This window comes from Salibacterium qingdaonense, assembly GCF_900114715.1.
In the GTDB taxonomy this organism is placed as follows: domain Bacteria; phylum Bacillota; class Bacilli; order Bacillales; family Marinococcaceae; genus Salibacterium; species Salibacterium qingdaonense.
Map to the genome: position 1 here is coordinate 293,184 of NZ_FOTY01000002.1, position 15,513 is coordinate 308,696.

At 48.3% G+C, this 15,513-nt stretch carries 16 protein-coding genes; 14 read left to right on the top strand and 2 right to left on the bottom strand.

All coding sequences use genetic code 11. From position 1 onward, the window contains the following. Positions 1-37: 37 nt before the first annotated feature. The 14 genes from BM058_RS03080 (at position 38) to spoVM (ending at position 14,705) form a co-directional block, all read left to right on the top strand. Entirely contained in the window at positions 38-922 is an 885-nt protein-coding gene (locus BM058_RS03080) for a YicC/YloC family endoribonuclease (RefSeq protein ID WP_090925559.1), read from the top strand. An 85-nt stretch (positions 923-1,007) separates the two neighbouring features. Further along, positions 1,008-1,271 carry an extracellular matrix/biofilm regulator RemA gene (gene remA / locus BM058_RS03085; RefSeq protein WP_090925560.1) on the top strand — a complete coding sequence of 88 codons (264 nt, stop codon included), beginning with the start codon at positions 1,008-1,010 and terminating at the stop codon, positions 1,269-1,271. Between the two features lie 28 nt (positions 1,272-1,299). Beyond that, entirely contained in the window at positions 1,300-1,914 is a 615-nt protein-coding gene (gmk, locus tag BM058_RS03090; protein WP_090925561.1) for a guanylate kinase, read from the top strand. A gap of 1 nt (position 1,915) precedes the next feature. Next, positions 1,916-2,122, top strand: a complete 207-nt coding sequence (rpoZ, locus tag BM058_RS03095; RefSeq protein ID WP_090925562.1) for a DNA-directed RNA polymerase subunit omega — start codon at positions 1,916-1,918, stop codon at positions 2,120-2,122. Between the two features lie 195 nt (positions 2,123-2,317). Next, on the top strand, positions 2,318-3,526 hold the full coding sequence (coaBC, locus tag BM058_RS03100) for a bifunctional phosphopantothenoylcysteine decarboxylase/phosphopantothenate--cysteine ligase CoaBC (RefSeq protein ID WP_090925563.1): 1,209 nt from the start codon (positions 2,318-2,320) through the stop codon (positions 3,524-3,526). Beyond that, entirely contained in the window at positions 3,523-5,937 is a 2,415-nt protein-coding gene (gene priA, locus BM058_RS03105) for a primosomal protein N' (protein ID WP_090925564.1), read from the top strand. Before coaBC ends, priA begins: the two co-directional genes overlap by 4 nt. Before the next feature lie 94 nt (positions 5,938-6,031). Continuing rightward, positions 6,032-6,991 carry a methionyl-tRNA formyltransferase gene (fmt, locus tag BM058_RS03110; RefSeq protein ID WP_090925565.1) on the top strand — a complete coding sequence of 320 codons (960 nt, stop codon included), beginning with the start codon at positions 6,032-6,034 and terminating at the stop codon, positions 6,989-6,991. Then, the gene (gene rsmB / locus BM058_RS03115) at positions 6,984-8,333 is read left to right on the top strand and encodes a 16S rRNA (cytosine(967)-C(5))-methyltransferase RsmB (RefSeq protein WP_090925566.1); all 1,350 of its coding nucleotides are present in this window, start codon (positions 6,984-6,986) and stop codon (positions 8,331-8,333) included. The genes fmt and rsmB overlap by 8 nt, the downstream gene beginning before the upstream one ends. Before the next feature lie 21 nt (positions 8,334-8,354). Further along, positions 8,355-9,440 carry a 23S rRNA (adenine(2503)-C(2))-methyltransferase RlmN gene (gene rlmN / locus BM058_RS03120; protein WP_090925567.1) on the top strand — a complete coding sequence of 362 codons (1,086 nt, stop codon included), beginning with the start codon at positions 8,355-8,357 and terminating at the stop codon, positions 9,438-9,440. 8 nt (positions 9,441-9,448) lie between these two features. Next, positions 9,449-10,201 (top strand): Stp1/IreP family PP2C-type Ser/Thr phosphatase, encoded by a 753-nt coding sequence (locus tag BM058_RS03125; RefSeq protein ID WP_090925568.1) that lies wholly within the window; start codon positions 9,449-9,451, stop codon positions 10,199-10,201. Beyond that, positions 10,202-12,181 (top strand): Stk1 family PASTA domain-containing Ser/Thr kinase, encoded by a 1,980-nt coding sequence (gene pknB / locus BM058_RS03130; RefSeq protein ID WP_245736806.1) that lies wholly within the window; start codon positions 10,202-10,204, stop codon positions 12,179-12,181. A 16-nt stretch (positions 12,182-12,197) separates the two neighbouring features. After that, a complete protein-coding gene (rsgA, locus tag BM058_RS03135; protein ID WP_090925569.1) occupies positions 12,198-13,076 on the top strand; it encodes a ribosome small subunit-dependent GTPase A in 879 nt (292 codons plus the stop codon). Between the two features lie 2 nt (positions 13,077-13,078). Beyond that, on the top strand, positions 13,079-13,729 hold the full coding sequence (gene rpe / locus BM058_RS03140) for a ribulose-phosphate 3-epimerase (protein WP_090925570.1): 651 nt from the start codon (positions 13,079-13,081) through the stop codon (positions 13,727-13,729). A gap of 895 nt (positions 13,730-14,624) precedes the next feature. Then, the gene (gene spoVM, locus BM058_RS17970) at positions 14,625-14,705 is read left to right on the top strand and encodes a stage V sporulation protein SpoVM (protein ID WP_143082973.1); all 81 of its coding nucleotides are present in this window, start codon (positions 14,625-14,627) and stop codon (positions 14,703-14,705) included. A 97-nt stretch (positions 14,706-14,802) separates the two neighbouring features. On the opposite strand, the gene rpmB is transcribed toward spoVM, so the two are convergent. Together rpmB and BM058_RS03155 are read right to left on the bottom strand one after the other, a co-directional pair. Further along, complete coding sequence (rpmB, locus tag BM058_RS03150; RefSeq protein ID WP_090925572.1) at positions 14,803-14,991, bottom strand: 50S ribosomal protein L28; 189 nt, start codon at positions 14,989-14,991, stop codon at positions 14,803-14,805. Between the two features lie 240 nt (positions 14,992-15,231). Continuing rightward, the coding region (locus tag BM058_RS03155; protein ID WP_143082969.1) for an IS30 family transposase at positions 15,232-15,513 on the bottom strand (282 nt) is incomplete at its 5' end.

Here is a 15,513-nt window from a genome sequence, read left to right on the forward strand (position 1 = left end):
TAAAATTAGCTAGAATAGGAGAAGCGGAAGTGATAGAATGCTAAAAAGTATGACTGGTTATGGAAGCAGCACAGTGGAGACTGCACAAGGGCAGATAGCGGTGGAAATGAAATCGGTAAATCATCGTTTTTGTGACATTCAATTTCGTATGTCTCGTTCCCTGAATTATCTGGAGGATACACTCCGCCGCCGGATTCAGGAGAAGGTGGAACGGGGCAGGGTGGAAGTTTTCATATCTATGGAAGGGGGATCCCGTTCCACACGAGATGTGAATGTAGACTGGGAACTTCTTCACCAGTTCCTCGACCGTGCTGATGAAATGGAACAATGGAATGTGTTTGATTCAAAACTTCGACTGCAGGATTTTCTGCTGCACCCGGAGATTTCCGTCGTAGAAGAACGAAGCGGGTTGAACGAGACCTTTGAAGCAGGCGTAGAAGAAGCGGTGGCAGAAGCGGCTGCGCATTTGTCCGACATGAGACAAAAAGAGGGAGAAGCGCTTCAGAGAGATCTGGAGAATAGACTCAGCGGGCTCAAGCAGGAGGTCCAAAACATTTATCAAAAAGCACCATCAGTAGTGGAGGATTACCGGGCGAGGCTTTATGAAAGAATGCAGGAAGCTTTTAGGGAAACAGGGTATGCTCCCGATGAACAGCGGCTGTTGACGGAAGCAGCGGTTTTCTCCGATAAAGCCGATGTGCAGGAGGAAGTAACCCGTCTTTTTTCCCACTGCAGCCAGTTTTCATCCATTCTGGGTGAAGAAGGCGTCAAAGGCAGAAAACTGGATTTCCTTGTACAGGAGATGAACCGGGAAGCAAATACAATCGGTTCAAAAGCTGGAAGTGCTGAAATCGGCCAAATTGTAGTGGAAATGAAAAGTGAGCTTGAAAAAATGAAAGAACAGGTGCAGAATATAGAGTAGATACCGAACGCATTTTCGATTGCAGAACAGAAAGCTCAAAAAACATAGAGCGAAGCCGCCGCTTTGGATGAAGTGAGGGATTGTTGTGAATATTAAACTGATAAACATCGGGTTCGGCAACATCGTGTCGGCAAACCGGATTATTTCCATCGTCAGCCCTGAATCAGCACCTATCAAACGAATTATTCAGGAGGCCAGAGACCGGGATATGCTCGTCGATGCAACATACGGACGCCGTACAAGGGCCGTCATCATTGTTGACAGTGATCATGTCATTTTATCGGCTGTACAGCCGGAAACGGTTGCGCAGCGACTGACGACACGGGATGATTCCACCGACGATTCATAATTATTTTTGCAGAAAGGCGTTGGAATCCATGCAGGATGATAAAGGTTTATTGATTGTGCTGTCCGGGCCTGCAGGAGTCGGAAAAGGTACGGTCTGCCGTGCGCTGCGGGAGCAGAATACGGATATTCAGTACTCAGTATCAGCTACAACCAGAAACCCCAGAGAAGGAGAAACCCACGGGGTGAACTACTTCTTTAAATCAAAACAGGAATTTGAACAGATGATTGAAGAAGACCGCCTTCTCGAATGGGCCAGATATGTAGACAATTATTATGGTACTCCACTCGATAATGTGCTTGATACAATCAGTACCGGACAGGATATTATACTGGAAATAGAAGTCCAGGGGGCCAAAAAAGTCAGGGAAAAACATCCCGAAGGCGTTTATATCTTTTTGATGCCGCCGAGTCTGGCGGAGCTGCGTTCCCGTATTACAGAACGTGGAACCGAGACCGAAGAGCTGATAAATAAACGTATGACGGTGGCCAGGGAAGAACTTGACATGATGAAGCACTATGATTATGTGGTGGAAAATGACGAAGTCGGCTTGGCTGTAGAGCGTATCCGTTCTATTGTCACCGCCGAGCACTGCAGAAAAGACAGGCTTATAAACAAATATCAGCAACTAGTGGAGGTTGAATAACATGCTTTATCCATCTGTAGACACACTCATGAATCATATTGATTCCAAATATACACTATGCACCATCTCGGCGCTGCGTGCCCGCGAACTTAAGGAACTGCAGCAGAATCCTGAGTTTTCCGGCAAGGATTATGATTCCTCGAAACTGGTCGGTAAGGCATTGAAAGAAATTGATGAAGGTACTTTGGGGTATAAACACACGGAATAACAAATACCGGAAGGAGGCTGTATCAAACGGTACAGCTTCTTTACATATGCCGGGAAAAACAGATCATCCGGAAAAAGAAGGAGTCCGGGCACGCCTGTCTCTTTCTATTCCCTGTCATCATGTTTTTCGCGGGCTTTTCTTTTGATAATAAGTATCTTTTGTTTTTACCGGTAAATAAAGAGGAGGGACAAGACGATGCTTGAAGGCAGACATGTAGTGCTCGGGGTCACCGGCGGTATTGCCGCTTATAAATCGGCTGCACTTGCCAGCAAGCTGATACAGGCCGGGGCAGAAGTGAAAGTAGTTATGACTGCCCACGCAGAAAAGTTCATCACACCGCTTACGTTTCAGGCATTGACCCGGGATGTCGTGTATGACGACACTTTTGCTGAAAAAGAGCCGGAAAAAGTAGCCCATATCGATGTGGCTGACTGGGCAGATCTTATTTTGATTGCACCTGCCACCGCGGATATACTGGCTGAGGCAGCAACTGGTCATGCCCGGGATATGCTGACAACGATCCTGCTTGCCGCCCGCTGTCCGGTGTATGTGGCTCCTGCCATGAATGTAAATATGTATGAGCACCCGGCTGTAAAGAGTAATATGCATACACTGGAAAACAGAGGGGTGCGATTTATTGAGCCTGGAGCCGGGTATCTAGCCTGTGGATGGATTGGCAGGGGAAGAATGGCTGAACCTGAAGATATTACCGCATTTCTGTCTGCTGAGTATGATAGAGACCAGTCTGTTTTCTCCGGAAAAAAAGTACTTGTGACAGCTGGACCGACCCACGAATATAGTGATCCGGCCAGAGTGTTTACGAATCCTTCCAGTGGAAAAATGGGATTTGCCGCTGCAGCGGAAGCGGCTTCGCGAGGTGCAGATGTGACATTGGTAGCAGGTCCGGTACAGCTTGAAACCCCTCCGGGTGTAGAACGGATTAATGTTACGACAGCAGAGGAGATGTATGAGACGGTCACCAGGCTCTATCCGGTTATGGACGCCGTCTGCAAAGCAGCAGCAGTCTCCGATTATCGTCCGGTTACCGTATCACCGGATAAAACGAAAAAACAGGATGGAACTTTTACTATAGAAATGGAGCGCACCAAAGATATATTGGCCGAGCTCGGACGTCAAAAAACGAACCAGGTACTGATTGGTTTTGCAGCGGAATCATCGAATCTTGAAGACTATGCGCGCAGTAAGCTTGAAAAGAAAAATCTGGATATAGTTGTTGGGAATCTCATCGGATCGGACCATGCAGGTTTTCAGAGTGACACAAATGAAATGATGATTCTGCAGGGCGGCGGTGAACCGCAAAAGCTTCCGCTTCTTACAAAGACGGAGGCGGCGGTACGGATATTTGATGCAGTGGAACCATTCCTGAAAAGGGATGAATCCTGATGTATGCGAAAGTCATTGTGGATGTGGCAGCTGCCCGTACAGACAAGGCTTTTGATTATCTGATACCGGAAGAACTGGAAGAAATGGTCCACCCCGGTATGCGCGTCATGGTCCCTTTTGGCCCGCGCAGTATCCAGGGATTTGTATGGGAAGTGACAGAGCATACTGAATTGACACGGGTCAAGCCCGTCAAAGAGGTGCTTGATCCTTCACCGGTACTGACCGGTGAAATGCTTGAGCTGGGAGAATGGATCGCAGAGGAGACGGTCTGTTTTTTAATAACAGCTTACCAGTCGATGGTTCCATCCGCTATTCGGGCAAAACCAAAAAAAATCATAAGGTCAAATGTGGAAAGTACGAATCTGCCGGAAGCATTGAAGCCGTTTTTTGACGGAAAAAATGAAGCAGCCTGGGATGATGTGGTGCAGACAAAAGAAGCCGCATCGGCTCTGAAACAGATGACAGCGGATGGATCCGTTATGGTTGATTACCTGCTTAAGGATAAAACCGGAAAAAAAGTAACCCGTATGGTACGTATAGAAGGCGGGAAAGCCGATGAAGATTACAGCCGCATTCTCGGTGCCAAGGCAGTTAAACAGGTGCAGGCAATGAACTGGATTTCCCGTCATTACGCCGATAAAGCGGTCCCTGTACGGGAAGTGCAGGAAAACGCCCGGGTTACGTCTGGTGTGCTGCAGGCGTTGATAAAAAAAGGTTTTCTTCTTGAAGAATCGATTGAAGCCTATAGAGATCCTTATCAAAACCGTGTATTTACCGAGTCGGAACGCCCTTCGCTGACAAAACAGCAGGAAAAAGCGCTGGCACCGGTACAGAATGCCCTTTGGAAACAGAGCTACGAACCCTGCCTTCTGCACGGAGTAACAGGGAGTGGAAAAACGGAAGTATATCTGCGTTCGATTGAAAGTGTTCTCAAGGAAGGAAAAGAAGCCATCGTTCTTGTTCCGGAAATCTCACTCACTCCCCAGATGGTGGAGCGTTTTAAAGCACGTTTTGGTTCCGAGGTGGCCGTTTTGCACAGCGCCCTCTCCTCCGGGGAGAAATACGACGAATGGCGGAAAATCCACCGGCGTGAAGTAAAAGTAGTGGTTGGAGCCCGGTCCGCCGTTTTTGCACCTTTCAGTAACCTGGGACTTCTGATTATTGATGAGGAGCATGAGGGAAGTTACAAACAGGAAGATCATCCACGTTACCACGCGAGACAGGTCGCATTGTGGCGAGGACGCTGGCACAGCTGTCCGGTTCTTATGGGAAGTGCTACGCCGTCACTTGAATCCTACGCGAGAGCCTCCCGCAATGTGTACCGGCTTCTTGAAATGCCAAAACGGGTCAACGAGGCCGTCATGCCGGAAGTGGAAGTGATGGATATGAGAGAGGAGCTGAAGAAAGGAAACCGTTCAGCGTTTTCCGAACAGCTCCTCGAAAAAATGCAGGACCGGCTGGAAAAAAAAGAACAAATCGTTCTTTTTCTCAACCGGCGCGGTTACTCCACTTTTGTTATGTGCCGCAGCTGTGGTTATACCCCGTCCTGCCCGCACTGCGAAATTACGTTGACCTACCACAACACCGGGAGGAGGTTGAAATGCCATTACTGCGGCTACGGGGAACCATTAATGCAGACCTGTCCGGACTGTGGAAGTGAACATATCCGATTTTTCGGCACCGGGACCCAGAAAGTGGAAGAAGAGATCACCAGACTTCTTCCAGAGGCAGATGTTATAAGAATGGATGTCGATACGACGTCCCGCAAAGGGTCACATGAAAAGCTTTTGGATTCTTTCCGCAAAGGCGAGGCGGATATTCTTCTTGGCACCCAGATGATAGCCAAAGGACTGGACTTTCCGAAAATAACGCTTGTCGGGGTGCTTGCTGCTGACACGATGCTGCATCTTCCGGATTTTCGCGCGCCGGAACGAACTTTTCAGCTCTTAACACAAGTGAGCGGAAGAGCAGGCAGGGACAAGCTTCCCGGGGAAGTGATTGTTCAGACTTACACCCCGGAGCACTACAGTATACAACATGCGAAGTGGCATGATTTTCATGCATTCGCCCGGGAGGAGATGGTCCAGCGCAAACGAGGGGGATATCCCCCCTACTTTTATTTGACGCTTATCACCATCGCCCACGAAGATGCAGCGAAAGTCATGAAGACAGCAGCACGGATTGCAGATCTTTTAAGAAAGCAGCTTTCCCCGGAAGCAAGGATTCTCGGACCAACTGTATCACCCATCGCGCGAATCAAAGATAGATATCGGTATCAATGCATGATAAAATACAAAAATGAGCCGGAACTGATCCGGATACTGAATGATTTAAACGCGCAGTACCAAAAAGAAATGGCAGAAGAAAACCTCACCATTTCCATTGATATGGAACCGCAGATGTTTATGTGATGCACCAGCCCCGTTGATGAAAGTTTCCTGATACGGGGTTGTTTTAATGACAGGTGTCTATTTTTCGTGTCAAGAGAAAGCAGAGGGATAGAAAATGAAAATCGTGTTTATGGGTACTCCGGATTTTTCCGTTCCTATTTTAGAAGGTATTCTGGAAGAGAATTGGGAAGTCGCGGGCGTAGTCACACAACCGGACCGTCCAAAGGGCAGAAAAAAAATTCTTACGCCCCCTCCGGTTAAACAGGCTGCAAAAGCGCACGGCCTTCCAGTGCTGCAGCCGGAGACTATGAAAAACGAAGAAAATGTACAGGCAGTACTGGATCTTCAACCGGATGTGATTGTTACGGCCGCTTTCGGGCAGCTGCTTCCGGAATCTCTGCTCTTTACTCCGCCTTATAAAGCTGTTAATGTTCATGCTTCCCTGCTTCCCAAATACCGCGGCGGTGCACCTATTCATCGGGCTGTGATAGACGGAGAGGAGAAATCCGGCGTGACGATCATGTATATGGAAAAAGAAATGGACGCCGGAGATATACTGGCCCGCCGGGAAGTGGAGATCACTGAAACGGACACAGCCGGTACACTTCATGATAAATTGAGCGCCGCCGGACGAAGTCTTCTGCTGGAAACACTGCCCCGTCTCGCGAATCATGAGCTCACCCCGAAACCGCAGAATCCGGAGGAAGCAACATTTGCCCCCAACATTAAGAGGGGAAGAGAGAAGATTAACTGGAATCAACCGGGACATGTCATTTATAATCAGATAAGAGGAATGAACCCCTGGCCCGGAGCCTATACGACGTATAACAAAAAAACGCTGAAAATCTGGGAAACCCGAAAGACACATGTATCTTCAGCTGAGAAAACGGCACCGGGAACGATCCTTTCCCTGGAGGAGGATGGTATCTTGACAGCTGCTGCTGATGACACGGCAGTGAAAATTACATCGCTGCAGCCTTCCGGAAAAAAGGTGATGAATGCAGCGGATTATCTCAGAGGATCCCATGAGCTGAAGCCGGGAGAAATGTTTAACGGAGACGAGAATAATGTATAAAAATGTGAGAGAAGAGGCGCTGCAGCTTCTGATCCGAATTGAAAAAGAAGGGGCGTACAGCCACATCCTTTTGCAGCATGCCCTGCAGGACAACAGCATTTCCGGTAAGGACGCCCCATTGTTGACCGAACTGGTCAATGGAACAATAAAACGCAAAAACACTCTCGATTTCTATATCGATCCGTTTGTTAAAAAAGGGACGGATTCCTTGTCATTCTGGGTGCTGGAGCTTCTGCGGCTGACTGTTTATCAGATCGTTTTCCTTGACCGTATACCGCAAAGAGCTGCTGTTCATGAAGCGGTCCAGATTGCGAAGAAAAAAGGACACAAAGGCATCAGCGGTCTTGTGAACGGTGTACTCCGTTCGATGCTCCGCAGCGGTGTTCCCGACATTGACGCCGAGCCCGCCGGTACGGCTCGTGATATTCTTGAAACGAGTCACCCGGAATGGCTGCTGGAGGAATGGACGGCGGCGTACGGCAGAGAACAGGCACTCGATATGGCACATGCGAATCTAGAATCCCCTGTTTTGACTATTCGTGTTAATCGTGTAAAAATCAACAGGGAGGAATTAAAGCAACGACTGAGTGAAGAAGGCTGCAGTGTTGTAAATGGTAACATTTCACCGGATGCGCTTCTCGTTCAGGAAGGAAATGTGTTTCAGACCAAAGCTTTCAAAGAAGGCCTTTTTACTGTGCAGGATGAAAGCTCGATGCTCCCTGCTGCCCTCCTCGATCCAAATCCGGGAATGAGAGTGCTTGATACGTGTGCGGCACCGGGTGGTAAGACAACACACGCCGCCGAAAAAATGAACAATGAGGGCAGGGTGCACGCTCACGATCTTCATGAGAAGAAGATCCGCCTGATTACAGAACAGGCAGAGCGTCTCGGCCTCTCAAACATCCAGGCTTCTGCTCTTGACGCGCGGAATCTCCAGCGGCAGTATGACCGGCAGTCGTTTGACCGGGTGCTTGTGGATGCTCCGTGCAGTGGTCTCGGGGTTATCCGGAAAAAGCCGGAACTGAAATGGAGACCGCAGGAAGGACTTGACCGTTTTCCGGAGATTCAGCTGGCCATTCTGGAAGAAGCGGCAGCTGTGACGGCTCCCGGGGGACGTCTGGTATACAGTACGTGTACAGTGCGTACACAAGAAAATGAACAAGTCGTGGAAGCTTTTCTCGAAAAGAATCCCGGCTTTGTAATAGATAAACAGGCAGCACCAAACCTGCCTCAACCGGCAGATAAGGCTATGGAGGAAAACAACATGCTGACGATTCTGCCTCAGGAATATCAGTCGGACGGATTTTTTATGGCAGCACTGAGGAAAATAGAATCATCATAAATAGAAAGGGTGTACTACACCATGGAAGCATTAAAAACAAAAGTGGCGGCCGAAAGCGTCGGTCTGCCGTCCATTTATTCTCTGGAATATGGAGAACTCCAGGAATGGCTGGAGGAACAGGGGGAACCGTCGTATCGCGCCCAGCAGATCTTTTACTGGCTTTATCAAATGAGAGTGACTTCTTTTGAAGAAATGACCAACTTATCGAAGAGTCTCCGTAACAATCTAAGCGAAACATTTTCCATTACTGTTTTGAAAGAAGTTACCCACCAGGAATCAGTAGATGGAACGGTAAAGTATCTGTTTGAACTGAAAGACGGCTACACCATTGAAACCGTCATGATGAAACATGACTACGGAAACAGTGTCTGTGTGACTTCACAGGTCGGCTGCCGGCTAGGCTGTACGTTCTGTGCATCCTCCCTGGGCGGATTGAAACGCAATGTGGAAGCAGGCGAAATTACAGCTCAGATTATGGAAATCCAAAAAGACCTGGATCAGATTGGGGAACGGGTGGATTCCATTGTTCTTATGGGAATCGGCGAACCGTTTGATAATTATGATGAAGTCATTTCTTTCCTGAAGATTATCAATCATGATAACGGACTGAATATCGGCGCCCGCCATATTACACTGTCAACGAGCGGCATGGTACCAAGAATCTACGATTTTGCCGATGAACAGCTTCAGATTAACTTCGCCGTTTCCCTGCACGCACCAAATTCGGAAATAAGAGGGCGGCTCATGCCGGTCAACCGGGCATGGCCTGTTGAAAAACTGATGGAATCCATCCATTATTATCAGGAAAAAACAAACCGCCGTGTCACTTTTGAGTACGGTCTTTTCGGCGGCGTGAATGATCAGGTGGAACATGCCGAGGAACTGGCCGATCTGATTAAAGGATTGAAATGCCACGTCAACCTCATCCCGGTTAATGACGTGCCGGAACGGGACTACGTGCGGACGACGAGAAATGACATTTTCGAATTTGAACGGACACTCAGAGAACGGGGTGTAAATGTGACCATCCGCCGTGAACAGGGCCATGATATTGATGCAGCCTGCGGCCAGCTGCGTGCTAATGAACGTGCAGAAGAAACGAGGTGAGACCCCCGGTGGATAAAGTGTATGTAACAGATACAGGAAAAGTTCGGGAACACAACGAGGATGACGGCGGTATTTTCACCAATGAAGCCGGCGATTATCTGGCCGTTGTGGCAGATGGAATGGGAGGTCATCAGGCAGGAGATGTTGCCAGCAGTATGACGGTGAATCTGCTGCGTTCTTTCTGGGAGCCCATCCAACATTCCTTTTCTGTGGAGGAAGCCAAGCACTGGCTCGAAGAACAGATCCGCCAGGTAAACCAATACGTGTATGACCAGGCGGCATCTGATCAGAAGATGGCAGGAATGGGAACTACCATTGTTGCTGCGGTCTGTATGCGTTCTTATATGGTTATTGCTCATGTTGGTGACAGCCGAGCCTACCAAATATCAGAGCATGAACTGAATCTGATTACAGAAGATCACTCCTTGGTTAATGAGCTGAAACAGAGCGGACAGTTGACCGAGGAGGAAGCGAAAGATCATCCCCGTAAAAATGTTTTGATGCGGGCGGTCGGCACGGAGCCGGATGTGAATATTGAGACAGTGTCGCTGCAGTGGCAGATTGGAGATGGCCTGCTGCTCTGTTCGGACGGCCTGACCAATAAACTGGAAGCTGAAAAGATTCATGAACATCTTCAAGCTCCGGGTTCCTTACATGAGCGGGCCCTCTCGCTCATACATACGGCCAAGGAACGAGGGGGAGAAGACAATATAACACTAGCCGTGATTTTACAGTCTTCTCTGGAGAAAGAGGTGGAGTAATTGAGCAGCCTTATCGGGAGGAGAATCAGTGAACGTTATGACATCTTGGAGATGATAGGCGGGGGAGGCATGGCTCATGTGTACCGGGGCAAAGATTCCATTCTTGAGCGCCCGGTGGCAGTGAAGGTGCTGCAGCCGCAGTACAATGATGACCAGGAATTTATCCGTCGGTTTTACCGGGAGGCACAGGCTGCCACCAGTCTTGCCCACCCTAATATCGTCAATATTTATGACGTTGGAGAAGAAGAGCAGCTGTACTATATTGTGATGGAACATATAGACGGGGTCACATTAAAGGAAAAAATTCAGCAGACAGGTCCGCTCCCTCTTGAACAGGCTGTCCATCTTACAGGACAGGTGCTTAATGCCATCAGTCATGCCCATGCCAACCAGATTGTTCACCGCGACATTAAACCGCACAATATTCTGTTGAACGAAGAGGGGGATGCAAAAGTAACGGACTTTGGTATTGCCCGTGCCTCTTCAGCGGCTACTATTACTCACACCAACTCGGTAATGGGGTCTGTGCATTACATGTCTCCGGAACAAGCCAAAGGGGGAGCCATAACGGCACAATCAGATATTTATTCACTGGGGGTTGTATTGTATGAAATGGTGACCGGCACCTTGCCCTATACAGGTGATTCAGCTGTCGGAATTGCCCTGAAACACCTTCAGGAACCACTGCCGTCTCCTTCTGAAAACCGGCCCGGTCTTCCCCAGAGTATTGAAAATATCATCATCAGGGCGACGGCAAAAACAATGGAAGACCGCTACGAAGATATCTCACAGATGCAGCAGGATCTGCAGACGGCACTGAATCACGAGAGAAGAAATGAATCTCCTCTCGTGCTGCCGGTGGACGAAGAAGCAACGAAAGCTGTACCTGCCATAAAAGAAGAAAACGGGGATGAGGGCGCAACGTTTCAGGCACGCACCGGTGCAACGGGAAACGGAGGAAAAAAGCAGGCAGACAAGCCGGCAGCTCCTAAAAAGAAAAAAAAGAGCTGGTGGAAAATTATCATGCTTTTGTTTCTGCTCTGTTTCGGCGCCGTCATCGCCGCTTTCACGATTTTGCCGGATTTACTGATGGCAGATGATGTCGACGTTCCGGATGTAAGAGATTTGTCTGAAGAAGAAGCCGTTCAGGAACTTGAAGATGCCCGGCTGAACGGGGAAACACAAAGAGCGGCCGACGACGAAGTGGAAGAAGGACATGTTATCAGCCAGGAACCTGGTGCCGGTTCTACTGTAAAAGAAGACAGTGCAGTACAGCTTTATGTGAGCAGCGGACCTCAGGCAGAGAGTATGCCGGATTTAAGCGGAGTGTCCCGCGACCGGGCGCAAGAGATGCTGAGCGATTACGCCGGGGTGGAGTTCATCCCTTCCCAGACTTCAGAGTATCCGCCGGATCAAATTATTGAACAAAATCCTGAGGCAGAAGAAAATGTTGTTCCCCGTGACACAACGGTCGAATTGACATACAGCACAGAACGTGAATTTTCCCTGCAGAATCTGCAGGGTGAATCCCGTGAAGCAGCGGAAAGTTATCTGGAAACATCCAATCTGGAGGGGACGTTTGAAACGCAGTTTTCTGAATCAGTGGAAGAAGGAAATGTTATAGAACAGTCTCCTTCCCCTTATTCAATGGTGACAGAAGGGGAAACCATTACATTCGTCGTTTCAAAAGGTGTGCAGGAAGAACCGGAAGCACAACAGGAAACACCATCGGAGCAGGTAGAGGCAGTTATCCCGGTTGAAGTCTCCCAGGAAGATCAGGAACAAGGCAGGGAATACAGTATCCGCATCGTTTATGAAGATGCCGGTACAAGCGGCCCGACCATTTTCGCTGAAGAAACCATCACCGAAACAAAAACGTACCGGGTTCCGCTTGAAGTAACACCGCAGACCGACGGAACGTACACGTTATACGTTGATAATGAAGAGGTACAGTCCAACAGCTTTTCTTACGGGGAATAAGAGGACAGGAGGAAATATGGCAGAAGGTTTAATAATGAAAGCGGTCAGCGGATTTTATTACGTTTACGATCAGGGTGAAATCTATCAATGCAGAGCAAGAGGACTATTCCGCAAAAAAAAGATCAAACCACTGGTCGGGGATATGGTGGAATATGAAGCGCCAAATAAAGAAGAGGGGTATCTGCTCCAGGTCATGGACAGAAAAAACGAGCTCACCCGGCCGCCTGCGGCTAACATTAATCAGGCATTTATCGTTTTTTCAGCGCAGCAGCCAGCATTTTCAACTGCTATGCTGGACCGCTTTCTTGTTCATATGGAAGCGTTGGATATTTACCCGGTCATTATTGTCAATAAAGAAGATCTGGCGGATGAGAACCTTCAGAGAGAGCTCGCATACTATCAGGAAACATATAAAAACACAGGGTATCCGTTTCATCTCGTATCAAGTATAACAGAAGCCGGGGTGCAGGAGCTTCAATATTACATCAACGGCCGTGTCAGTATGGTAACCGGGGAGTCCGGGGTCGGTAAAACAACCCTTTTGAACCTGCTGATTCCTTCTCTTCATCTTGAGACAGCTGAAGTGTCAAAACGACTTGGACGGGGCAGGCATACGACAAAGCACTTACAGCTTATCCCCTGCAAAGAAGGATTTATTGCTGACACCCCCGGGTTCAGCTCCCTTGAATTTGAACAAATAGATGAAGAAGATCTGGATCTCTGTTTTCCCGAAATGAAAGAACGGCTGCCATTCTGTAAATTCAGAGGATGCACGCATCGGAAAGAACCGGGATGCGCTGTCAAGCAGGCGGTGGAAGACGGAGGCATTGCGTCTTTCAGGTATGAGCACTATACACAGTTTTTTGAAGAACTCGCACAGCGACGGAGGTATTAATCATGACAAAAGTAGCGCCATCGATTCTTGCGGCAGATGTTTCCCGTTTAAAAGAAGAAATTGAAGATGCAGAGCTGGCAGGGTCGGACTATATTCATGTGGATGTAATGGACGGTCATTTTGTCCCCAACATTACGATGGGGCCGTTCGTTGTATCATCCATTCGACCTCACACATCCCTGCCGCTTGATGTTCACCTAATGATCGAAAAGCCGGAACGTTATGTAGAAGACTTTGCCCGTGCCGGCGCCGATATTTTGTCTGTTCACGCCGAGGCTTGTCCTCATCTGCATCGCACCATTGAACAGATTCATGAACATCAGATGAAAGCAGGTGTCGTACTTAATCCTGCAACGCCGCTGTCATCCATTCAGCACGTTTTGAAAAATGTGGATCTGATCTTATTAATGACTGTTAATCCAGGCTTTGGAGGACAGGCTTTCATTGAAGAAGTGCTCCCAAAGCTTGCAGAATTGAGGAGTATGCTTGATGCTTCCGGGCATGATGCAGAACTGGAGGTGGACGGCGGAGTTGATGAACATACGGCACCTCTTTGTCGTGAAGCCGGAGCAGACGTTCTTGTCGCCGGTTCAGCTGTGTTTAAAAAACAAGACAGAAAAGCAGCGGTGGAAGCAGTTAGAACTGGACTTTGAAACAGATGGAGTCTGGGACAAGACCTCTAAAAGAAGCGAAAAATGCCGAACGATTTTTTTAAAATCGTTCGGCATTTTTCGTTGCTGAGACAAACCGCTGCGCCAACATGCTTCGCTTTTACTCCAGAGCACAAGGGCGACATCGATTCGCTGGGCGCTCATCGTGTCTTCTATGCACTCCGGAGTACAAGGGCGACATCGATTCGCTGGGGGCTCATCGTGTCTTCTATGCAGCGGGCACGGCTCAAAAGGGAAGATCGGGTCAGATCGGCATCTCCTGGCGGGCGCCGACCTGACCCGCATCCTGCGGTGGACACCAGCGACGAAAAATGTGTGCGTAGTGTCCACCGATCACTCTTTGATGGACACTACGATGCTAAAATCAGAAGAAAGTGGGTGCCGGAGAAAATGAATGGACACTATCCCGCCGGAAAGGAAGTCTTAGTATCCTTCAACCCTATTTCCACAGACACAATATATACTGTCAGGCGGTTTAGTGTCCACGGAACCGGCCGGGTCCGCAATAACCGCAGCGAATGCCCGGCCGCATCAGCTGGGTACTTTTGACTATTCGTCAACGTTTGATACAGCCCCCGTTGATGATCTATGAATGGCTTTGTCCCAGTGCTTTTTTAAAGGAGAAAAACAAAAATTATTCATGAATGAAGACAGCTGATTGAAAAACGCAGGAATCTTGTAAGTAAGGTTTGGGTATGCTGAATGGCAGAGACAGAATTTTTTTGCGAAATTCTATGTACTATTTGCTCTTTGTTGAATATACATATAAAAGAATGTTTGAAAAGCGGAGCGGTTCAGCATGGAAAGGAGTCAACCGGACCCGTGACGGACAATGCGGCGCGTGCCGCATTCATCACTGAATGAGGAGGAGTTTATCATGAAATTCTATACGATCAAACTGCCGGGATTTCTGGGAGGATTCGTACGCGCTGTCATTGGTACTATTAAGAAATATTAACGATAATATTATTATGTAAACTTATGAAGTGTATAAAAAAACGGGGTGACCTTTGCCGGGCATCCCGTTTCTTTTAAAACTGCATTATATGAATCAATTATACGCGTTGTACTTTGCCGGCTTTAAGAGCTCGGGCGGAAACATACACACGCTTTGGCTTTCCATCGACCATGATGCGTACCTTCTGAACGTTCGCACCCCAGCGCCGTTTCGTGGCGTTGTTGGCGTGTGAACGATTGTGTCCTGTTTTCGGACCTTTTCCTGTTACACTACATTTGCGGGCCATGGACATGCACCTCCTTATCGTCTTCCGTGTTGCTGTGCACAATGTCATTCATACTTTTTTATTCTAGCACAGGGAATTCAGCTATGCAATCACAGATTAAATCCTGAAAGAAAGTCGGATTCCACAGCTGCTGTACTGGTTACAGGGGGGTAAACCGGCAAGACATTTCCGGTCGTATAAAGACGGAACCTTAGATTGCAATAATAAATGCAACAACCACCTCAATTCCATTATTTGTAACTAAAGAACAGATGCCAACCCCTGTTCGAATCGGTCGTTAGGAGACTGGTATCCCAGTATTTTACGGGGGAGGGTGTTGCACCAATTCTCCACATAGGCAATGACGGTATCGTCCAGGTCATCGATGGATTGTCCTTTGGGTATAAACCGTCGGATCAATCCGTTATGGCGTTCGTTCGTGCCTCTCTCACTGGAAGTATAGGGGTGCGTATAATAGACGCTAACCTGATCACAGTCAACGGCTTCGGTAAGTTCGCTGAATTCGGAACCGTTGTCGGATGT